At 61.2% G+C, this 19,416-nt stretch carries 16 protein-coding genes and 1 tRNA gene; 3 read left to right on the forward strand and 14 right to left on the reverse strand.

Going from position 1 to position 19,416, the window contains the following annotated elements:
- Nucleotides 1-136: 136 nt before the first annotated feature.
- Nucleotides 137-985 (reverse strand): carbon-nitrogen family hydrolase, encoded by an 849-nt coding sequence (locus tag JIN78_RS15580; RefSeq protein WP_200392926.1) that lies wholly within the window; start codon nucleotides 983-985, stop codon nucleotides 137-139.
- A gap of 28 nt (nucleotides 986-1,013) precedes the next feature.
- A complete protein-coding gene (locus JIN78_RS15585; protein WP_200392927.1) occupies nucleotides 1,014-2,009 on the reverse strand; it encodes an N-acetylmuramoyl-L-alanine amidase family protein in 996 nt (331 codons plus the stop codon).
- Nucleotides 2,010-2,120: 111 nt separating this feature from the next.
- Here JIN78_RS15585 and JIN78_RS15590 point away from each other — a divergent pair, with 111 nt between their 5' ends.
- Complete coding sequence (locus JIN78_RS15590) at nucleotides 2,121-2,975, forward strand: SMP-30/gluconolactonase/LRE family protein (protein WP_200392928.1); 855 nt, start codon at nucleotides 2,121-2,123, stop codon at nucleotides 2,973-2,975.
- Between the two features lie 37 nt (nucleotides 2,976-3,012).
- On the opposite strand, the gene JIN78_RS15595 is transcribed toward JIN78_RS15590, so the two are convergent.
- From JIN78_RS15595 to JIN78_RS15610, 4 genes are all read right to left on the reverse strand, one after another.
- Nucleotides 3,013-3,753 (reverse strand): hypothetical protein, encoded by a 741-nt coding sequence (locus tag JIN78_RS15595; protein ID WP_200392929.1) that lies wholly within the window; start codon nucleotides 3,751-3,753, stop codon nucleotides 3,013-3,015.
- Nucleotides 3,750-4,544: a hypothetical protein gene (locus tag JIN78_RS15600; protein ID WP_200392930.1), complete on the reverse strand. Its 795-nt coding sequence runs from the start codon at nucleotides 4,542-4,544 to the stop codon at nucleotides 3,750-3,752. The genes JIN78_RS15595 and JIN78_RS15600 overlap by 4 nt, the downstream gene beginning before the upstream one ends.
- A gap of 128 nt (nucleotides 4,545-4,672) precedes the next feature.
- Nucleotides 4,673-5,482: a type II secretion system protein gene (locus tag JIN78_RS15605; protein ID WP_200392931.1), complete on the reverse strand. Its 810-nt coding sequence runs from the start codon at nucleotides 5,480-5,482 to the stop codon at nucleotides 4,673-4,675.
- Between the two features lie 154 nt (nucleotides 5,483-5,636).
- On the reverse strand, nucleotides 5,637-6,269 hold the full coding sequence (locus JIN78_RS15610) for a hypothetical protein (RefSeq protein WP_200392932.1): 633 nt from the start codon (nucleotides 6,267-6,269) through the stop codon (nucleotides 5,637-5,639).
- Nucleotides 6,270-6,480: 211 nt separating this feature from the next.
- Between JIN78_RS15610 and JIN78_RS15615 the strand changes: the two genes are divergently transcribed.
- Nucleotides 6,481-7,524 carry a hypothetical protein gene (locus tag JIN78_RS15615; RefSeq protein ID WP_200392933.1) on the forward strand — a complete coding sequence of 348 codons (1,044 nt, stop codon included), beginning with the start codon at nucleotides 6,481-6,483 and terminating at the stop codon, nucleotides 7,522-7,524.
- 5 nt (nucleotides 7,525-7,529) lie between these two features.
- Here JIN78_RS15615 and ypfJ read toward each other — a convergent pair whose 3' ends face one another.
- The 3 genes from ypfJ to JIN78_RS15630 form a co-directional block, all read right to left on the reverse strand.
- Nucleotides 7,530-8,423: a KPN_02809 family neutral zinc metallopeptidase gene (ypfJ, locus tag JIN78_RS15620; RefSeq protein ID WP_200392934.1), complete on the reverse strand. Its 894-nt coding sequence runs from the start codon at nucleotides 8,421-8,423 to the stop codon at nucleotides 7,530-7,532.
- 413 nt (nucleotides 8,424-8,836) lie between these two features.
- The gene (locus tag JIN78_RS15625; protein ID WP_200392935.1) at nucleotides 8,837-10,129 is read right to left on the reverse strand and encodes a DUF1593 domain-containing protein; all 1,293 of its coding nucleotides are present in this window, start codon (nucleotides 10,127-10,129) and stop codon (nucleotides 8,837-8,839) included.
- Between the two features lie 134 nt (nucleotides 10,130-10,263).
- Nucleotides 10,264-10,338: transfer RNA gene (locus JIN78_RS15630), tRNA-Val, on the reverse strand.
- A gap of 171 nt (nucleotides 10,339-10,509) precedes the next feature.
- Here JIN78_RS15630 and JIN78_RS15635 point away from each other — a divergent pair.
- Nucleotides 10,510-11,427 carry a TIM barrel protein gene (locus tag JIN78_RS15635; RefSeq protein WP_200392936.1) on the forward strand — a complete coding sequence of 306 codons (918 nt, stop codon included), beginning with the start codon at nucleotides 10,510-10,512 and terminating at the stop codon, nucleotides 11,425-11,427.
- Between the two features lie 54 nt (nucleotides 11,428-11,481).
- On the opposite strand, the gene JIN78_RS15640 is transcribed toward JIN78_RS15635, so the two are convergent.
- The 5 genes from JIN78_RS15640 to JIN78_RS15660 all read right to left on the reverse strand — a co-directional run bounded on the left by JIN78_RS15640 (nucleotide 11,482) and on the right by JIN78_RS15660 (nucleotide 19,274).
- Nucleotides 11,482-12,423: a phosphatidate cytidylyltransferase gene (locus JIN78_RS15640; protein WP_200392937.1), complete on the reverse strand. Its 942-nt coding sequence runs from the start codon at nucleotides 12,421-12,423 to the stop codon at nucleotides 11,482-11,484.
- Nucleotides 12,420-13,046, reverse strand: coding sequence for a lysophospholipid acyltransferase family protein (locus JIN78_RS15645; RefSeq protein WP_200392938.1), 627 nt, complete (start codon nucleotides 13,044-13,046; stop codon nucleotides 12,420-12,422). The genes JIN78_RS15640 and JIN78_RS15645 overlap by 4 nt, the downstream gene beginning before the upstream one ends.
- Complete coding sequence (locus JIN78_RS15650) at nucleotides 13,043-13,723, reverse strand: CDP-alcohol phosphatidyltransferase family protein (RefSeq protein WP_200392939.1); 681 nt, start codon at nucleotides 13,721-13,723, stop codon at nucleotides 13,043-13,045. The genes JIN78_RS15645 and JIN78_RS15650 overlap by 4 nt, the downstream gene beginning before the upstream one ends.
- 144 nt (nucleotides 13,724-13,867) lie before the next feature.
- Complete coding sequence (locus JIN78_RS15655; RefSeq protein ID WP_200392940.1) at nucleotides 13,868-15,325, reverse strand: protein adenylyltransferase SelO; 1,458 nt, start codon at nucleotides 15,323-15,325, stop codon at nucleotides 13,868-13,870.
- 661 nt (nucleotides 15,326-15,986) lie between these two features.
- Nucleotides 15,987-19,274 (reverse strand): DNA polymerase III subunit alpha, encoded by a 3,288-nt coding sequence (locus tag JIN78_RS15660; RefSeq protein WP_307833015.1) that lies wholly within the window; start codon nucleotides 19,272-19,274, stop codon nucleotides 15,987-15,989.
- Nucleotides 19,275-19,416: the final 142 nt, after the last annotated feature.

Genomic DNA, 19,416 nt, shown 5'->3' on the forward strand with positions numbered 1-19,416 from the left:
CCAAGTGCGAGCCGATGAAGCCCGCGCCCCCGGTGATGAGAATGTTTTTCGCTTTCAAGAGGGCGAGCCTCCGAATTTTCCGCCCAAGAAGCAAGACCGGGTTGCGGCAGAGGTGGACTGTTGTTGGAAGCGTCAGCTACCTTGGATTCTCCGGGTTTGGGAGGTGGTTTTTCGAGAGGGCGGGGCTTTGGAACCGGCGGGACGCCAATGTTCCTTGATGGAGGTCGAGCCTGCGGTCGCGGTGGGCGGGGAAGGTGTCGCGCCATTGGTGCAGGGCGGCGCGGTCGAGTTCGGCTGTGATGATTCCGGCTTGCTCGTTGCCTTCGGCCAGAATTTGTCCCTGGGGGTCGATGATGAGGGAGTGGCCGGGGAAGTCCATATTCGGGTCCGAGCCGACGCGGTTGACTCCGACAACGTAGGATTGGTTCTCGATGGCGCGGGCGCGAAGGAGAGTGCGCCAGTGGTCGACGCGGGGGGTGGGCCAGTTGGCGATGACGATGAAGAGCTCGGCCTCGGGGGCGGCGAGGCGGAAGACTTCTGGAAAGCGGAGGTCGTAGCAGATGAGGGGGGCGAGGCGCCAGTCGCCGAGGGGGAAGGTTTTGACCCAGGAGCCGGGGGTGGCTACTTTTTCTTCTCCCGAGGGGCTGAAGGGGTGGATTTTTTGATAAGAGCCTTGGATCTCGCCTTGGGCGGTGATGAGGGCGGCCTCGTTGCTGAGGAGGCCCTCGCGCTCCAGCACGAGGCCGGCGAGAATGGCGCAGCGATGGCGGCAGGCCTCGGTGGCGAGGAAGGTGAGGGTGGGCGAGTGGTCGGCGGGCTCGGCCAAGGTGGCGAAGTCCATGCTGAAGCCGGTGGCGAACATCTCGGGGAGGACGATGAGCGAGCCGGGTTCGGGCTTTTCCTCAGCCAGCCGTTCACTGAGGCGGGCGAGATTGTGGTCGCGTTTCTCCCAAACGGGGTCGAGCTGGCAGCAGTAAACGCGCATGGCTGGTGGCAGGAGGCGCGGGTGGGGGTCAGCGGCGCTGGGCCCGCTCCGTGGCCATCTTGTATTTCACCACCGCTTCGGCGATGGAGTAGGCGAGGCGGTCCTGATAGTCGCTGCGGCGGATGTAGGAACCTTCGACGCGGTTGGAGAGGAAGCCGCCTTCTAGCAGGAGGGCGGGGTGCTTGACGCCGGAAAGCACGGAGTAGCGGGCCCGGCGAATGCCGCGGTCTTCCCGGCCGGTGGCTTTGATGACGTTGGAATGGACAGCGGTGGCGAGGGCGACGTTGGCGGAGTCGTTGTTGTTTCCGGGCTTTTCGGTGAAGTCGGAGGCCTTGAGGCCGCGACCGTAGTGGGCTACGCCTTGGGGAGAGAGGGTGAAGGTCTCGATGCCGTGGGCCCGGCCACCACCACCGGAATTGAAGTGGATGGAGATGAAGAGGGCGTTGGGGAACTGGTTGGCGTAGTCGACGCGTTGCTGCAGCGAGAGGTAGCGGTCGTCGCGGCGGGTGAGACCGACCTTGAAGCCTCGCTCTTGCAGCTGGGCGGCGAGCTTGCGGGAGACGGCGAGGGCGTGGTCTTTTTCATTGCCATTGCCGTGGGGGCTGACGGTGCCGGGGTCGCGGCCGCCGTGGCCGGGGTCAATGATGACGGTGTCGATCCGAGTGGGGGTGGTGCAGACGTTGTGGGGACGCATCACGGGATCAAAGAGCTTCACCAAATCGATGCGGTGCACGAGGTAGCGTCCGCCAGATTGCTTGATGGGATAGGTGAAGACGAATTTGATCTGATTCATCCAGACGCTTTGCTGGCCGACGAGAAACTCGATCCGCACCCCGCGTTTTTCCAAGACGAGCTTGGAGCCTGCGCGCCTCATGGTGGTGAATCCGTAAAAATCCTTGATGCTGCGCACGGTGACGTAGCTTTCTTTCCCTATCGTGACGTTTTCCCAAGTGACGGCCTGTTGCGCGGGGGCGAGGGGCGCGAGAAAGGCGAGGAGAAGGCAGACGAAAATTCGGGGATTCATAGGCAATGAAGGCCCGTATCCTAGCGATTGTGAGGCAGATGACAATGTCGGAATTGCGCAACTGACATTTTTGGACTTTTTCCGGCTGCGACAAAAGGCTTAGCTCCGGGTATGGAAATTTCACTGGCAGGCGAATATCGTTCCCAATGGGGAGAGGGTCCAATCTGGTGGCAGGGTGCGCTCTATTATGTCGATATCGAGGGGCATCGGGTGGTCCGCTTTGACCCGGAAAGTGGGGAGGAGAAGATTTTCGAGGTGGGAGAGCGGGTGGGCACGGTGGTGCCGCGCAGCCGGGGTGGCCTGGTCATTGCAGGGGATACCGGCTTTCACCTGCTCAGCGAGGAGACGGGTGAGCACAAGGCAATCGTCGATCCCGAGGCGGAGAAGGTGGACAATCGCTTTAACGATGGCAAGTGTTCGCCCGACGGACGCTTCTTTGCGGGCACGATTTCGACCGTGAAGAAGGAGGGAGACGCTTCGCTCTATGAACTCGATGGCGAGCTCTCGGTGCGGGAGGTCTTTGGGGGAGTGACTAATTCCAATGGCCTCGCCTGGAGTCCGGACAATCGGCGGGTTTATTACATCGATACTCCCCGGCGCGAGATTTGGGGCTTTGATTACGACACCCACACCGGGGAGTGGAGCAACCGCGAGGTGGTGGTCGATACGAAGAAGTATGACTTTTCCCCCGATGGCATGGTGATGGATGCGGAGGGAAAGATCTGGGTGGCCTTTTGCCATGGAGGCATGGTGGTGCGCTACGATCCGCGGACGGGCGAGGAGCTGCAGCGCCTCGACTTCCCCTGTGTGGAGACGACTGCCTGCACCTGGGGAGGGGAGAATCTGGACGAGCTCTACGTCACCACGGGCATTCACAAGAGCAAGGAGGAGGAGCATGCGGGGCGGCTTTTCGTGGTCAGGGGGCTGGGGGTGAAGGGGCTCCCTGCCAATGCCTTTGCGGGCTGAATCCCTCTTTGCTCCCGCCAAGGGGGAGCGATGGTTTTCAGCGGCCCGGGGAGGAGTCTTCCCGGGTTTTTTCGTTGTTGGAGGAGGTGCTGTTGACGGATTCCAGCCAATGGGTGAGGAAGAATTTCTTTTCGGTGGGCAGGAGGTCGGGCGAGGTGCCGAGGATGGGCCGCAGGGCGGTGGACATCTGCAGGGTCACCACGAGAAAGATGAGCAGCCAGAGGTGGAGCTGCCAGGCGGTGTGCTGACGGCGCGTGAGCTTGCGTAGGAGACCGGAAGCGAGGGTGAAGGAAAGGAACCAGACGGTGAGGGCGAGGAAGCCGACAAAGGGGAGAGAATTCGAGGATTGGGTAAAGATCCAGAGAATGGGGGCGAAGGCAATGAGGAGGAGTCCGAGCAGTGCCAGAAAGCACAGGTAGGAAGCCGCGATGCCGGGAAGGCGCAGGGGGGAGTTGGCCAGGCAGGAAAAAATGTAGAGGCTGGGGAAACAGATGGCCGCAGCGAGGAGGAGCCCGCCTGCGATCTTGAGGGGGGCGGCCCAGAGCTGGGTGCCACCGGAGTAGGTGCCCAGCACGAGGCCGAGAACCGCCGCGCTGAGGAGGGCGAGGAGGAGAAGGGGAAGGATGAGGGTGCGGTCGGTGCGCAGGGCTTGAAAGAGGGCCCGTGGGTTGCGCAGGAGTGCCTCGATGGCGCTGCTGAGATTGGTGACCTTGAGGTCGGCGAAGGGGTTGTCGTTGGGCTCGTTTTGGGCCAGATCGGGTGGCGTGGGTGAGTTCATGATTTCTTGGTTGTGGTTTGAGGTTGTTGCAGAATTTTTTGCAAAATTAGGGCGGCTCCGCAGAGGAAGAGAAAGAGAATGAGCAGTGCGATGCTGCTTGGGAAAAGGCGGGTCAAGGCGTGCCAGACGGCCTCGTAGAAGGTGCCGTTGAAGGGGTCGGGGCGGAGAAAAGCGACCTCCAGGCCGGGCGACCCGAAAAAGGGACGGAAGAGATAGGAGAGCTGGGCCCCCACAAAGGCATTGGAGGCCAGCCAAGAGAGAAGGGTGAGGCGGGCGGCTTGGAAGTCCGGGGTGAGGGTGCGAAGGAGGCTGAAGAGCCGCACCACAGCGAGGAAGCCAGCCAGAGCAATGAGCAGGGTGTGGGTGAGCAGATAGGTGCTGTGGGCCATCGCGGCTTGGGAGGAGTCGGCCGGAGGTGCCTCCAGGGCGAGGAAGAAGGTGACCGGTGCCAGGGCCGCCAGCACGATGGCGGCGAGGGAAAAGGCGAGCAACTGGCAGAGTAGGGATTGGCGCAAGCCGATGCCGGTGCCGAGGAGCAGGCCCAGAATGCCATTGAGCAATCCCGTCACCAGCAAAGTGGCCAAGAGGAGCAGGGGGGTCTTGAGGGCCACGTAGCCCGCCATCTCCCAGCCCCGCCAGAGGCCGACGGTGAAGCCGTAGCTGCCACTGCCGAGGATGACGAAGGCCAGGGTGCGGGGGAGAGCCTGTCGCATGACGCCCTCCGCAAAGAGGGGCCGCAGGTCAGCGGATTGCCCGCGGGCCAGAGTGGCTGGAGATAGGGAGAGTGGCATGGCGTGGACGGTTGCGAGAGAAACGGAGCGGGATGAAGCTTTTGTGAAAGGGGAGTGAAGAGGGTATGAAAAAAGCCGACCTCCCGGGGGAGTGTCGGCTTGGTGAAAAGTGGGCTTGTCGAGGCTTCTTAGTTGCCGCCGAGGCGCTTGAGGTCAGCCACGGTCAGTTGACCCTCTTCCAAGGCTTCTTGGGAGAAGAGGTTCATGCGGTCGCCGTCCACGCGTCCGGTCACGGGGCCGGAGGCTTTGTCGGAACCAGCAATCATCTCAGTGCGGGTCGAGCTATCGAGCTTGGCTACGATGATCTTGCCGTCCCAAACTTTCTTGGAGAATTTGGGCGAATCCCCGGTGCTGATGGGGGAGTCGAAGACGATGGGAATGTGGCTGCTGGAAGTCTGCTGGAGGTTCTTGGTGTAACCCCAGACGTTCTCGCCCTGGTCAATCTGCTTGTCGTTGTTAGGCTTCTTCAGGATGAAGGCCTTCTTGAAGGACTTCAGGTAGAAGAGCTCTTCGTTGTCGAGACCATGACCCATGAGCTGGGTGAAGTAGTAGTTGGAGGGCTTGTCGGAGGAAGCTCCGCCACGGCCACCACGGCTTCCACGGGCACCCAAGTCATGGCTGCTATCGAGGCCACGGGAGGGGTTGAGGCGGGAGGCACCGCCACGGCTGGACGAGCCGCCGACATTGTCGTCGCTGATCTCCATGATCTCTTCTGCTGTGCTGTCGCTGGGGTATTCCCCGTCGAAGTCGCTGGCGAAGAGGTCGAGAGCGGATTTGATGCCCTTGACGTTGTTGATGCCAGTGACCTGCTCGGCCTTGGCAAGTGCTTTCATCGCAGTCGGCACGGCAAGACCGGCCAGCACCACGATGATCGAAATCACGACCAGCAGTTCCACCAAGGTGAAACCGGATCGCATTTGTCCTTTGGTTGCTTTCATTTTGTTTACTTAGTTTGTGTTTATAGGGAACGGGTTCCCTGATTTAAGGCAAAAGGCTTGAAGGCCAATTGCACCGATAAATCTAGCTCTGCTGGCCGGGGTGACAAGGGAAAAGTTGAGGGCTCGTCTTCAGAAGGCAGGGCTCTCATCCGCCTCATCCCATATTGGCAGGTTGGCTTTGATGAGCTCGGAGGGGATGGAAGCTGACTTTGGGTAGCCATTGCGAGCGCAAGGCAGCCATGTCGGTGAGGGTCAGAGCGCTTGTGAGCTGGTAGCGAGTGGTCGCGGCAGGGAGGGTGGGGGTGGAGGTGAGGGCGAGGAGCAGGGTGCCCGAGGCCTCGGCCAAGGCGCGGAGGCGATACCAGGAGGAGGGGGGGATTTGGCGGACTTCGGGCAGAGGAGTGAGGCTGCAGTCGAGGAGGACGAGTGGAATGTTGCCGTCGCGCACGAGGAGGTCGGCCGCTTGCAGGGCTTTCTTGAGCGAAGGGGCCCGTAGCCAGAGCAGGGGGCGGTGAACGGAGTAGGAAGCGGGGTCGAAGTGGTCCCCGGGGTCGATGAGGGCGAGAGGGGGCGTTTGCTCCTCTCCGCGACTCTGGGCGAGCAATTCTGCCAAGACAAGGCCGAGTCCAGTCACCTCGGGAGGGCTGACCAATTCGCTCAGGGTGGCCTTGGGGAGAGGCGGAAGAGACTGGAAGTGATGGCTTTCCGGTTCCTTTCGTCCGGCATGGGCGGCCGGAAAGCGTGCGCTCAATTGACGGCGCAAGGCAAGGACTGAAGGAGTGCTCATGGCACCATTTGAGTCTTCTTGATGGAGGTGTTCAAGTGAAAAGTTTGTTGCCGTAGGAATGTTGATAAGCAGAGTGGAACCGAGGGGCCGAGCGCAAAGAGGAAAAGTTTGTTCCCGGGACAAAAATCACTCAATGTGTAAGGGCTGCAGAACAATGAATCCGTGTTTCTCATTCAGCCCCCTTGTTTTTTGGCTCCCATTCGACCTGCCGATGTGGGGCAACGTCGGCACTCCTCTGATACTGGCTTCTTTCTTTCATCTTTTCCTCGGCAACCTTTTGCTGGGGCTTTTCGAGGGGTTGGCTCTGATGAAGTTCTTTGAAAGTCAGAAGAAAACGACGATTCTGCTTCTCGTGGGAGCCAACTTTGCTTCGGCGTGGGGCGGGGTGTTTCTGCTCGGCAAGCTTCTGCCTTTTGCTGATATCACCATTCTGAATCTGTGGAGTTGGTTTGCCCTTGGCCTGGTTCTCGCTTTTTTGCTGACCCTCTTGTTGGAATTTCCTTTTGTCTGGCTGAGTCTGAAGGGGCGAGAAAGCTCCCTCCGGCTAGCTGGGCAAGCGACACTTCTCATTCATACGGCGAGTTACCTCCTCCTCTGTGCCTGTTATGGAATGATGAGCCGGGCGACGATGCTGACCGAACTCCAAGTGATTTCCGCTGGAGGGAGGGAGATTCCCGGGGATTATCAGCTCTATTATCTGGAACCTACAGGAGCTCAAGTGTGGCGGCTGCAGCTGAATGCGCCCCATCGTCCGGAAGTGGTCCTTCCCTTGGAGGCCTCCGGGCAGAATGACCGGCTTTATGCCAAGCCTCACGCAGGGGGAGAGTTCAATTTGTTTCTCTATCAAAAGCCAAAGGGCGGCAGGGGCAGGCACCTCTTGCTGCAGGAAAATTTTTCTCCGCACGCCGCGCTGGATTGGCACTTGAAGGAGCAATCCCAAGTGAGGGAAACCTTTCATCATTTCGGGCCTGTTCCCTCCCTCGCGGAAAATGCTGCTTGGAAGCTTCGGACCGGTTTCTGGGCCTTCGACGGTCTGTCGGGGGAAAACCAAGCAAGCGGCGAGCGGATTCACTACGCCTTGGAGACCCCGATGGCTATGTGGACGGTGCGCAATGCCGTTCATCTGCCGGGCGATTTCGTTGTCTTTCAATTAGGCGAGGAGCAGATTTGCCTGCTCGACCTTCAGGAAAAATCTCTTGCGCTCCTGGCCCGGGGCCGGGGGCCGCTGGTGGCCCGGGCAAAAGGCCTTGAGTGACGGGCTTACAAATCTTCGTAGGGCAGCTGGAAGGTGTTGCCTTGATTGGGGTCGCCAGTCTCGAAGCCCCGGAGGAACCAGCGGAGGCGTTGCGCGGAGGTCCCGTGGGTGAAGCTGTCCGGGCGCACGCGGCCTGCCTGGCCCTGCAGGGCGTCGTCGCCAATGGCTTGCGCCGCGCGCATTGCTTCTTCGATGTCGCCATCCTCCAGGAGGGGCACTCCTTCTTTTTCCAGCAGACGGCGATTGGCGTGGTGGGCCCAGACCCCGGCGAGGAAGTCCGCTTGGAGCTCCAGCCGCACCGAGAGTTGATTGTAAATGCGCTCGGGCACGCGGCCGCGCTGGCCATGGACTTTGTCGGTGTAGCCGAGGAGTTTCTGCACGTGATGAGCGACCTCGTGGGCAATGACGTAGCCGGGGGCAAAGTCGTAATCGCGGCTGCGATCGCGGGCCAATTGGCGCAGTTGGTGAAAGAAGTCGGTATCGAGGTAGATGGTCTCTTCCGCCGGGAGGTAAAAGGGGCCGGTGGCCGCTTGGGCTACCCCACCCGAACGCATGCGGGTGGTGCCCGAGTAGTTGACCAATTTGGCCGGACGGTATTGGCGATTGTATTGAGCGAAAATGCGTTGCCATTCATCCTCGGTGGAACCCAATACTGCGGCGGTGTAGTCGGCCATCTCGTCGCTCTCCGCTGAGGGGGTGACGGCGGATGCTGGCTGCGGGGAGAGGCCACTATGGCTGCTTTGGCTCAGCAGCTCCAAGGGGTTGACCTTGAAGACGAAGGCCAGGACGAGAATGAGGACCAGGCCGAGACCGCCCCCGGCTGCCGCAGGTTTGCGGGATGGCCTCTGCCCCCGGCGATCTTCCACATGGCGACTGCGGCGCAATTTTTCCCAACGCATGCGCGAAGAGTGCCAACTTCCCGCCAGAAGAAAAGAACTTATCCCTGGGTGAGGGTGGTAAAAATAAGGGATGGAATTTAATAAAAATTCTATTTTTGAGCCGATTTGGATTGAACTTGGCTGTCATTTGTTGTTGACTGAGTTTTGCGAAAATCTCTACGGCCATCTGCGGATGGCTCTGGAAGAGCGCTGTTTCTCAAATTGCTAGCTGATTCTATCCGCTAGTAGGAAGTTTATTAGCTTATGAAGTCCTCCCACTATCACATTCTTTCTCTGCTCGAGTCAGGGAATCGGCCGAAACGAGAGGGGCAGGTGGCAACCGCTTCCTACCCACGACGTGAAAAGAAGTCGCGATTCAAGCTTCGCCGCCCCTTGGTCGGGGAGCATCGGGAATCCCTTCGGCCCTGGCCGTTTCATTGAGTTCCGTGCTCGCTGGCTTTTTTCTCTGGCGGTAGGCAGCGGTCCATGCGCCGGGCAAAATCGGCGAGATACTCGACGCGCCAACGATTGATAGTTTTGGCACCGGCATGGACGCCTTCAAAAGTTGTCGGGGCGTTGTCATCACTCCACCAGTGGGGGTGCCGGGGAGAGGGCTCGAGAGTCTCCTGGTGGGGCCGCAGACGGGCCGTGAAGGCTCCCTGAATCTGGGCAAGGTCCGCATGATTGCTCTCCACGTGGTAGGACCAGACCTTGGCGTCGCGGGGTGAGAAGCGGAAGCGCAGGGTGTCGTCTTCCACAATGACCTCGGAGGGGGGCTCGCTGTGATTGAAAATCATGCGAGCGAAATGATCCGCGTTGAAATCGCCGGGTTTGGGAAAGACGAATTCGACTACGCCGAAAGCTTCCGCGACCTCCTCGCGTCGGGTCTCGCCCGCGAAGATGGTTTTGCGGCCGGGCCATAGGGGGACGAATTGTCCTCCCCAGCTGGCCGCAGTGGGGTCTTCCGGATGGGGGGAGAGGGCCCAGGCGACGGAGGGGGTGTCGCCCATCTTCAAATCTTCTTTCGCGGTGACGAAGAGTTGCCCCAAGGCTCCGTGTCCGGCCACGTGTTGGCGGACGAATTCCCGCTTGTCCCAGGGGCCGCCTTCGCCGCCCACGAACCAGCCGCGGTAGGTGGAATTCGCTTCGATGAACCAAAGGGCGGGGTGATTTTGCTCGATGGCATTGTAAGCATTCACGCTCCATTTTTTATTGGGGCCTCCGATCCAGTAGACGCGGAGCTTGGGAAGAATGTCGGGGGCCTCGTGGAGAGCTTGCGCGAGGTCTTCGAGGCCGCCCCAGACCAAAACATGGAGGGGGCGCTTGTCCGGGCGGCGGGCGCAGGAGATGATCCATTGCGAGCCTTCGGTGGCCTGGCCCACCCCGTCGCCATCTGCCAGTGCGGTGGCTCCTTGTTTGGTCAATGTTCGCAGTTCTGCCGGGGAGGGATAGGCAGGGGAGTGACGGCGAAGTTGGGGAAAGTCTTTCTCGTAAGCGGCGATGGCCTCCAAAAGGTGAGCCTTGCGCCCCGGACCGAAGGGGGAAGAAATCAGTCCTTCCAATTCCATTTTATCCAGATAGACGAAGAGGTGGGCGAGGGACTGGATGTCGTCAGGGTCGGTGCCTCCTGCGTCGGTGGAGACGAGGACCCGGGGGAGTCTCTCTTCTGCGGTCAGGCTGAGTGCCAAGATAAGAAAGAGGAACCGGCGGAAGATGGAACATACCATGATCCGGGGAATTAGCGTTTTCTCTCAGAGAGAGCAATAGGGAATGGCCGAACTCGCTTTGAGAAAAAACCGGTCCAGTCTCTTGCTAGCAGGGTGCGTCTGGCTCCCGGGGAGGGAAGAAAACTGGGAAAAGATGGTGCTCGATGCGGGATTTGAACCTGCGACCCCCACAATGTCAATGTGGTGCTCTACCCCTGAGCTAACCGAGCATTAGTTCCTTTCGGGGGCGCGGAGGCTATGCGGATATGGCGCGTCTGGCAATGTCTTTTTTCACTTTTTTTCCGGGAGGATTTTTTCGCCGCTGTTTCGTCCTGCGTCACCCAAATGAGGGGCACAGCCTGTGATAGACAGCACTCTGGCGATCCGTTAAAGCTTGGATGATGGATCGAAGAAAATTTGTCACTGCAACAGGTTCGGCGCTTGCGCTGATGGGCGCTGGTCGGGGTTTGGCTCAAGAAAAGGATCAAGGGGGAGCCCAGGGGGAGGGGAAAAGCGAGCCCTTCAAGGTTCTCTTTGCACCGGCTTCGCGCCACTACGGCGATGGGAACGTCAATCAATACATTGATGGCATCAAGCGGGCCTACGATGATGGTTTCCGCGCTTGGGAAGAGAACTGGTTGGGTCGGCGCTCGCCGGAAGATCAGGAGAAAATCGGGCAGGCCCTGCGGGATCTGGGCATGACCATGGGAGTCAGCGTGGTGACCACCGGAGGCGGTGCCAATTTCTGGGACCCTTCCGAAGAGGAGAAAAACAACATTTTGAACGACTGCAAGAAGGCGGTCGAGATGGCCAAGCGCGTTGGGCACAAGTGGTTCACCCTCATTCCGGGAGCTCGCGATGAGTCTGGAAACTTCGACGAGCAAATGCGCGGGGCGGCGGACATGCTGAAGCGTTGTAGCGATATCTTTGATGAGGCTGATTTGGTCTATGTTCTGGAGCCGCTTTCGCATCCGACTGGTGGCAAGCCCGTTCTTTTGCGCACCTTCAAGGATGGCTACAATCTGTGCAAACTGGTGGAGCGCCCCTCCTGCAAGCTTTTGGCCGATTACTTCCACCAGCAGCAGGTTGGGGGGGATTTGATTAAGAATACGGACGAGTGCTGGGACGAGATTGCCTACATTCAGTATGGAGACGTGCCCGGTCGCAACCAACCTGGCACTGGGGAGATCAACCACGTCAATCTCACCAAGCACATTCGCGATAAGGGCTATCAAGGAGTCTATGGTCTGGAGCACGGCATTCAGGGCAACGTTGCGGACCTCGTGCGCTCCTATCGCGAGATTGACGCCGCTTTGTGAATTTCTGCGGCTTTTTTCTGGGAAGGGTGCTCTGCGGAGCGCCCTTTTTTGCTTTTAGGAGAACCAGAAGAATTTGCTCAGGTGGAAGAAGACGGGGGCGGCGAAGGCGAGGGAATCGACCCGATCGAGAATGCCGCCATGGCCGGGAATGAGGGTGCCGAAGTCCTTGGCCCGGTGATCGCGCTTGATGGCGGAGAGGGTGAGATCGCCGAAAAACCCGCAGACCGCGATGACGAGGGCCATGAGTCCGGCTTGCCACCAGAGGAAGGGGGTGGCCCAGGCCAGGGCGATGCCGAGGAGGCCGGCGGTGAGGAGGCCTCCGAGCGTGCCTTCGCGGGTTTTTTTGGGAGAAATGGCGGGGGCGACCGGGTGTTTGCCACAGCTTTTCCCCCAGAGGTATTGGAAGACATCGCTGCCCTGGCAGATGATGACGAGGAAGAAGAGGAGCTTGATCCCGGTGGCTCCTTCCCCGAGGCAGAGGAGGGCTGGGGCATGGGAAAGGGCGTAGACGCAGATGCCCAAGGCCCAGTGATTGCGCGCGGTGCGGAGGAGGAAATCCTCGCTGGATCCGGTCAGGAGATTGCGGACGGGCAGAAAGAGAAAGCCGTAAACGGGGAGAAAGATGGTCCAGATGCCATAGCGGTCGAGGCCAATGAAGAGGTAGTGCAGGGGCAGGATGATGAAGAAGGACCAAGCCAGGGTGCGGTGTTCGTGGCGATGGGTGGCCATCAGGGTCACCAGCTCGCGGAGGGCTTGGAAGGAGATGAGGGCAAAGAGCAGGAGGGAACCCCCTTTACCGAGCAGACTGGCCAGCAGGAAAAGGCCGATCATGACCCACCAGGAGCGGGTGCGGAGGCGGAGGTCCTTCACCAGAGCGGGATTCTTTTGCAAAATCGGTCGCCGTGCCAGCAAGGAGAGGGTGCCACTGGCCAAGAGAAGAACGCTGAGGAGAAGAGTCAGCAGGGAGCGGAAAGCAGGGTCGGAGAGAGCGTTCATGAGCGTGGAGAAGGGGGTGTTTGTTCCCGCAAGGCGAGGAGGCTCTCGCGGCAGCGGGTGAGAAAGGAGGGTTTGTTGTCGGTGGGTTGCAGGGAGAGGGGGGAGCCGAAGTGAAGGGAGGCGAGGAGGGGCAGGGGGAGGATTTCGCCCTTGGGGAGGATGCGGAAAGCATTCTCCAGCCAGACGGGCACGAATTCCGTCTTCGGCCGGTGTTTGGCCAGGTGATAGAGGCCGGACTTGAAGTCCTGCAGCTCTCCATTGCTCTCCCGGGTCCCTTCGGGAAAGACGATGAGGGAATGGCCGTCATTGAGGGTGTCCACCATTTCCTGGAGAGGATTGCTCTGGCGGCAAAAGCAGCCGCGATCGACGAGGAGGGCGCGGAAGGTTTGCTGGGCCAGCCGACGGCGCAGGGCATTGGCTTCCCAGTAGTCGCGGGCGGCTACGGGGCGGGTTTTTTCCCGCAGCGCGGCGGGGAGGGCGGCCCAGATGAGGAGGAAGTCGAGGTGGCTGCTGTGATTGCCAAAATACACGCGCGGGGGATGGTCGGGGACCTCGCTGGCACTGGTGGTGAGCCGCACCCCGGTGAGGAGGCGGACGAGGGCTGGAAGGAGAGGGGTGATCATGAGTGGCGGTGGTTGAGGGTTTTCAACAAATGGTGCAAGCGACGCAGCAGGGTGCCGGCGGTGCCGAGGGCGAGGGTGAAGAGCAGCAGGGTCAAGGCGGGCTCGGTCCGGGGCAGGAGAAAGGCGAGGGGCAGAGCGAGGGCGATGAGACCGATGCGCTGGGGTTTGGCCAGGGGGCCACAGTAGTCTTCCGTGCCGGTGAGGTTGCTGCCCAGCACTCTCACATAGGCCGTCCCCATCGCCAGTAGGGAGAGAAGCAAGCCCGCGCTGAGCCCGGCGAAATCCGCTCGCCAAGCCAAGCCGACTCCGGTGAGAATGAGGACGTCGGACAAGCGGTCGGGGGCTTCATTGAAGAAGGCTCCGCTGGCAGTGGCACGCTGATGCTCGATGGCGACCAGTCCGTCGAGGAGGTTGCTCAAGCCCCGGGCCAGGACGAGAAGGCCTCCACCGAGGGCGAGAGGAAAGCGCCACTCGGCCGGGAGCCAGGGAAGGCTGGCGAAAGAAAGGCCCGCCGCGGCCGCAAAGATCACGCTGGCGAGCGAGATTTGGTTGGGGCTGATGTCCCGGTTGGCGAGATGCCGCGCCACCCGCTGCAGCATTTTGTTAGTGCGGAGGGCGACGGGGCGGCGGTTGCTGGATTGACCCGCAAGGGGCGTTGAGAGGGGGAGTTCGTTCATGACCCCGTCATTTCACCACGGGGCTTCCCGTTGTCCTAATCGAAGAATATTGGGGTAATATCGATTGAATCGATGTTTTTTGAGGGAAGGAATCGGGCCCGTTGTTCAGTGGGGCCGTTCTTACCGGGGATGAGAAGGAGCCTCTCAGGTTCCGCAAAAGGTTCGCTCCACCACTTCCTCCGGGCGGGGTTTGTCTTCCAAGTCCTGGAAGCGTTCGTCCTCCGCATAGGGCTCGGCGAGACCGGCGAGGAGGTGATGGAAGACCGTGAAGTCGTTGCGGTATCCCGCTTGAATGGCCTTTTCCACCTGATGGTTGCGGGGGATGCGGAGGGGGTTGCTCTCCCGCATGAGGTTCACGGCGGGTTCTTCGTGAGTTTCCTGGTGCCAAAGGGCGAGCCAGTCGTGAGCTTGCTGCGGGTCCTTGAAGAGGGCGATCAGAGCGTCTTCTTTTTCCCCGGTGGCCACGCGGGTGAGATGGCGGAAGAAGAGAGTGAAGTCCACCTCGCCCACTGCCAGCGCTTCCAGGGTCACGGGGATGAAGTCTGGATTCGAGAGGGAGGGCAGGCCTAGTTTGGCAGCGAAGCGTTGCTGGTAATTTTCCCGGAAGAGCGCGGCGTAGCGGTCGAGCTTTTCTTCCGCGAGTTCCTTGCCCTTTTCCGCCTCGGGGTCGAGGAGGGGGAGGAGGGCTTCGGCGAGGCGGGTGAGGTTCCAGAGCCCGATATTGGCTTGATTGGCCCACGAGTAGCGGGCCCCGCGGTCGATGGAGCTGAAGACGCACTGGGGGTGGAATTCCTCCATGAAGGCGCAGGGCCCATAGTCGATGGTCTCGCCGGAGATGGCGCAGTTGTCGGTATTCATGACCCCGTGGATGAAGCCAAGGCTCATCCAATGGGGAATGAGGCGGGCCTGGGCGGCGATGACGGCCTCTAGCAGGGCGAGGGCGGGTGGGTCGCTTTCTTTTTTTGCGGGGAAATGGCGAGCCAAGGCGTAGTCCACGAGCTGGCGCAGGGCGGCCTCATCCTCGCGGGCGGCGAAGTATTGGAAGGTGCCCACCCGCAGGTGACTGGCGGCTACGCGGGTGAAGACGCCCCCGGCGACCGCTCCCTCTTGCCGGAGGACGGTTTCTCCAGTGGTCACGGCGGCCAGCGCGCGGGTGGTGGGGACCCCGAGGGCGTGCATGGCCTCGCTGAGGAGGTATTCGCGCAGTACGGGACCCAGCGCCGATTTGCCATCGCCTTGGCGGGAAAAAGGAGTGCGCCCGGAGCCCTTGAGTTGGAGATCGCGGGCCTGCCCGGCGCGGTCGATCACCTCGCCCAGCAGCAAGGCGCGGCCATCGCCGAGCTGGGGCACAAAGCCGCCGAATTGGTGACCGGCATAGGCTTGGGCCAGTGGCTCGGAGCCCTCGGCGACAGCATTGCCAGCAAAGACGGCGAGGGCCTCGGGGCGGTGGAGCCAGTCGAGAGCAATGCCGAGCTCGGCGGCGAGCTTTTCGTTGACGTGCACCCACTGCGGAGCGGGGACCTCCGCGGGATTTTGGCGGGCAAAGAATCGTTCCGGGAGGCGGGCGTAGGTGTTGTGAAAGGGAATGGGCGGCAGGCTCATCAGGGGCAACTTGGGGTGGAGAGGGGAGCTTGGCAAAGGGGAATGTGGCCAAGGAAGGAAGGGGGAGGAACCGCAGATGGACGCGGTGGGGCGCAGATGGACGAATTATTGTGGTTTTGTTTTTTGGGCTGAGAGGGATGGGACTATTTTGGTTGGTTTTGGGATGAAAACGCCCCGGAGGGGCTGTGCGAAAGTAGCTGGAATCCGGGGTTTGGAGGGGATGGTCAAAGGCCTTCCCGCCGCGATGGGAAAATGGTGGTGGGGGGTGAATCAGCGGGTTGGCTGGGGGAGAGGAGGGGAGAACGTCGAGGTTTGCCCTGTTTTTTGGTTTCGGCACGGGAAACCGGGTCATCGGGATAGCGGGTGAACTGTGCAATCGCACGCTCGACCTTGATTTTTCGGGGCTGGAAACCGGGGGTTCTGCTGCGCGCCACCCCCGGCTACTTTCTGTGGTCCCTGCGGGACCGGGAAGAGGTGTCACTCTTGGCCACTTTTCGGGCTTTTTCGGGACCGGAGGGCGGCCGGTCAAAGGATTCCTTTTCAATGAGCAGAATTCAGAATCTTCCGTTCAAAAATAGACAGTGAATCGTCAATCGGCGTCCTTCCGCGTCCATCTGCGGTTTCCCTTCCCTGGATCACGTCCGTCCTGGCCCAGAGAGGTTTAATGAAAGTCGTGCGACTTCACCTCCAGCGTCTGGGGCAGGGTGAGGGGGCGGAGGTCGTGGGTGTAGACCGAGGCCACGCCGCCTTCGCCAATCTGCACCGCACCCTCGAAGAGGAGAAAGGGCTCGGTGGTGAGGGTGAGGCGGTGGTGCTCGAAGGTCCGGCGGGGCACGAAGATGTTGGCGATGCCGGTCTCGTCTTCCAGTGAGATGAAGCAGTGGCCCTTGGCGGTCTGCGGGCGCTGGCGACAGATGACCATGCCCGCGATTTGCAGATAGCTGCCGTGGGGCAGGTTCTCCAGCTCACAGGCGGTGACGAGATGGCCTTTGGCTTCGGGGGGTAGCTCTTTCCGCCACAGGTGGAGGGGATGGGGGCCGGTGGTCTGGTGCTGGGTGGCGAAGTCGGTGGCCATTTTTTCCCAGTCCGTCATTTGGGCGAGCACCTCGTGGCCTGTTTCTTCCTCGGGCAATGTGGCGAAGAGTTCCAGTTGCAGCGGTCGCTCGACCAGCCAGAGGGCGTGGCGGCGATGGCGCACGCCGGGCAGAGCATTGAGGGCTCCGCTTTCGGCGAGGAGGCGGCGTTCTTTTTTGTTGGGACGGGCCCGCTGTAGAAAATCGGTTAGCGAGGCAAAGGGCTGCTCCTCCCGCCGGGTGATGATTCTTTCCGCCGTGGCTTGTGAGAGCCCCTTGAGGCGATGCAGCCCCAAGCGCAGCGAATCCCGGACTCCCTTCTCTTCTATTTCTAACTCTCTCGTTTTTAAGTTTTTCGTTTTTAAGTTTTTCGTTTTTCGTTTTTCACCCTCCTCCTCAATGATGGTCCCGCAGGCGCTTCGCACCACACAGGGCGGATGGGAGGCGATGCCGTGGCGGCGGGCATCTTGCAGCAGGGTATTGACGTTATAGAACCCCATGGGCTGGTTGTTGATGAGGCCGGCGTAGAACTCGGCGGGGTGGTGGACCTTGAGCCAGCAGGAGGCGTAGGCGATGAGGGCGAAGGAGATGGCGTGGGACTCGGGGAAGCCGTAGAGGGCAAAGGAACCGATGGCGTTCACTACTTTGTCGGCGACCTCGGGGCTCACTCCGCGGGCGGCCATGTTACGGCGCAGCTTGGCGGTGACGGCCTGCATCTTGTCGTCCGAGCGCTTGAAGGCCATGGCGCGGCGGAGTTCGTCGGCCTCGGTGCCGGAGAAGTCGGCGATGAGCATGGCCATGCGGAGGACTTGTTCTTGAAAAAGGGGAACCCCGAGGGTGCGGCGCAGGACAGGCTCGAAGAGAGGGTGGATGCAGTCGACTTTTTCCAGCCCCTGGCGGCGGTTGAGGTAGGGATGGGCGAGCTCGCCGACGATGGGGCCGGGGCGGATGATGGCGACCTCGATCGCGACATCGTAGAAGCAGCGGGGGCGCAGGATGGGCAGGGTGTTCATCTGGGCGCGGGACTCGACTTGGAAGGTGCCGATGGTGTCGGCGGCACCCATCAGATCGTAGGTGGCGGGGTCGTCCTTGGGGATGTGGGCGAGGTCGATCTCTTTCCCCCGCTGGTGGCAGAGGCGCAGGGTGTCCTCCATGGCGGCGAGCATGCCGAGGCCGAGGAGGTCGATTTTGACAATGCCGAGGTCTTCGCAGTCGTCCTTGTCCCACTGCACGATGGTGCGGCCGGGCATGGCGGCGGGTTGCAGGGGCACGATGGCATCCAGGCCTTCATCGCAGATGATCATGCCGCCGGAATGCTGCCCGAGGTGTCGGGGGTAGCTGAGGAGGCGCTCGAAGAGGTAGCAGAGGGCGGGGAAGCGGGGGTGGTCGGTGGGGACCCCGGCTTCGGCAATGAAGACCTCCGGCGGAGTTTTTTCCGCGATGTTGTTGCCGGGGACTTCTTCGCCCGGATTGCTGGCGCGGGGGGAGGCGTGGATGTCGGAGAAGCGGTTGGCGGTCTCCTCGGAGAAGCCGAGGACCTTGGCGACCTCGCGAAAGGCGGAGCGGGCGCGGTAGGTGATGACATTGGCGGTCATGGCGGCCCCCCGGGGGGCGTATTTTTGATAAACATACTGGATGACGGCTTCGCGGCGATCGCCGGAGGGGAAGTCGATGTCGATGTCGGGCCAGGACTTGCGGTTTTCGGAGAGGAAGCGCTCGAAGAGGAGCCCGGAGCCGATGGGATCGACGGCGGTGAGGCCGAGGAGGTAGCAGACCACCGAGTTGGCCGCCGAGCCCCGGCCTTGACAGAGGATGCCCTGGGACTGGGCAAAGGTGATGAGGTCGTGGACGATGAGGAAGTAGCCGGAGAAACGAAGTTGGCGAATGAGGGCGAGCTCTTTCGCCAGCTGGGCACGTGCTTTTTTCCGCAAAGTTCTCTGGGGAGCAGGGTAGCGGCGGGGGAGGCCCTCGTGGCAGAGGCGGGTGAGCAGGGCATGGGCGGCCCCGGGGTCGTCGCGATGCTCGGGGAGGAGGCTGGGGAAGCGGTAGCCGAGATTGTCGAGGGAAAACTCCAGGCGCTCGTGCAGACGGGCGGTCTCGGCGAGGGCTTCGGGATGGTCGGGGAAGAGCTCCCGCATGTCGGCGGTGGACTTGAGGTGGCGTTCGTTGTTCGGCCCCAGGAGGGTGCCGGCCTGATCGAGAGTGGTGTGGTGGCGCAGGCAGGTGAAGACATCGGCGAGGAGCTTGTCCGGGCGGGTGGCGTAGAGGGGGGCGTTGCTGATGAGCAGGGGAAGGTGGAAGTGGGAGGACAGCTCGCGCAGGCTGCGATCGAGGAGGGCATCCTGGCGGGTGTGGTGGCGGGTGAGGGCGAGGTAGAGGTGATCGTTTCCGAAAAGGGTGAGGAGGCGCCGGAGATGGGTCTTCGCGGAGGAGAGATCACCGGAGAGGAGGTGGTGATGGAGGGGGGTGCCGGGCTGCCCGGTGAGAGCAATGAGGCCGTTGACCCGCTCGCGGGCGAGGTCGAGGTCTTCCCGCAGAAGGGTTTGGCTCAGATGATGATCGGTGAGGAGACGGGAGAGATTGCGATAACTGTGATGGCTGGGGCAGAGACAAGCCAGGGTCTGGGGATGAGGGTGGGGGGAGTGCCCGGCGGGATGGGGAGGCGAAAGCTCCAGGGTCGCTCCCACGTGGGCGCGCAACCCGTATTCCTTGGCGGCCTGGTGGGCCCGCGCCGAGCCATAGAAACCGAGGTGATCGGGCAAGGCGAGACCGGGTTGTCCGAGGTCGGCGGCCCGTGCGAAGAGGGCTTCGGGATGGCTGCCACCGCGGAGAAAGGAAAAGGCCGAGCAGGCCAGATGTTCGATGAAAGGGGGCACGGTGAGTTATGAGTTATGAGTTATGAGTTATGAGTTATGAGTTATGAGTTATTGGTTATTGGTTATTGGTTATTGGTTATTGGTTATTGGTTATTGGTTATTGGTTATTGGTTATTGGTTATTGGTTATTGGTTATTGGTTA

Source organism: Roseibacillus ishigakijimensis (assembly GCF_016595415.1).
Classification (GTDB): Bacteria; Verrucomicrobiota; Verrucomicrobiia; order Verrucomicrobiales; family Akkermansiaceae; genus Roseibacillus; species Roseibacillus ishigakijimensis.

What these genes read in the sequence shown, in the direction of transcription:
- JIN78_RS15580 (WP_200392926.1), bottom strand. Translation starts at nt 985, where the DNA reads ATGCGCGTTTACTGCTGCCAGCTCGACCCCGTTTGGGAGAAACGCGAC.
- JIN78_RS15585 (WP_200392927.1), bottom strand. Translation starts at nt 2,009, where the DNA reads ATGAATCCCCGAATTTTCGTCTGCCTTCTCCTCGCCTTTCTCGCGCCC.
- JIN78_RS15590 (WP_200392928.1), top strand. Translation starts at nt 2,121, where the DNA reads ATGGAAATTTCACTGGCAGGCGAATATCGTTCCCAATGGGGAGAGGGT.
- JIN78_RS15595 (WP_200392929.1), bottom strand. Translation starts at nt 3,753, where the DNA reads ATGAACTCACCCACGCCACCCGATCTGGCCCAAAACGAGCCCAACGAC.
- JIN78_RS15600 (WP_200392930.1), bottom strand. Translation starts at nt 4,544, where the DNA reads ATGCCACTCTCCCTATCTCCAGCCACTCTGGCCCGCGGGCAATCCGCT.
- JIN78_RS15605 (WP_200392931.1), bottom strand. Translation starts at nt 5,482, where the DNA reads ATGAAAGCAACCAAAGGACAAATGCGATCCGGTTTCACCTTGGTGGAA.
- JIN78_RS15610 (WP_200392932.1), bottom strand. Translation starts at nt 6,269, where the DNA reads ATGAGCACTCCTTCAGTCCTTGCCTTGCGCCGTCAATTGAGCGCACGC.
- JIN78_RS15615 (WP_200392933.1), top strand. Translation starts at nt 6,481, where the DNA reads ATGTGGGGCAACGTCGGCACTCCTCTGATACTGGCTTCTTTCTTTCAT.
- ypfJ (WP_200392934.1), bottom strand. Translation starts at nt 8,423, where the DNA reads ATGCGTTGGGAAAAATTGCGCCGCAGTCGCCATGTGGAAGATCGCCGG.
- JIN78_RS15625 (WP_200392935.1), bottom strand. Translation starts at nt 10,129, where the DNA reads ATGGTATGTTCCATCTTCCGCCGGTTCCTCTTTCTTATCTTGGCACTC.
- JIN78_RS15635 (WP_200392936.1), top strand. Translation starts at nt 10,510, where the DNA reads ATGGATCGAAGAAAATTTGTCACTGCAACAGGTTCGGCGCTTGCGCTG.
- JIN78_RS15640 (WP_200392937.1), bottom strand. Translation starts at nt 12,423, where the DNA reads ATGAACGCTCTCTCCGACCCTGCTTTCCGCTCCCTGCTGACTCTTCTC.
- JIN78_RS15645 (WP_200392938.1), bottom strand. Translation starts at nt 13,046, where the DNA reads ATGATCACCCCTCTCCTTCCAGCCCTCGTCCGCCTCCTCACCGGGGTG.
- JIN78_RS15650 (WP_200392939.1), bottom strand. Translation starts at nt 13,723, where the DNA reads ATGAACGAACTCCCCCTCTCAACGCCCCTTGCGGGTCAATCCAGCAAC.
- JIN78_RS15655 (WP_200392940.1), bottom strand. Translation starts at nt 15,325, where the DNA reads ATGAGCCTGCCGCCCATTCCCTTTCACAACACCTACGCCCGCCTCCCG.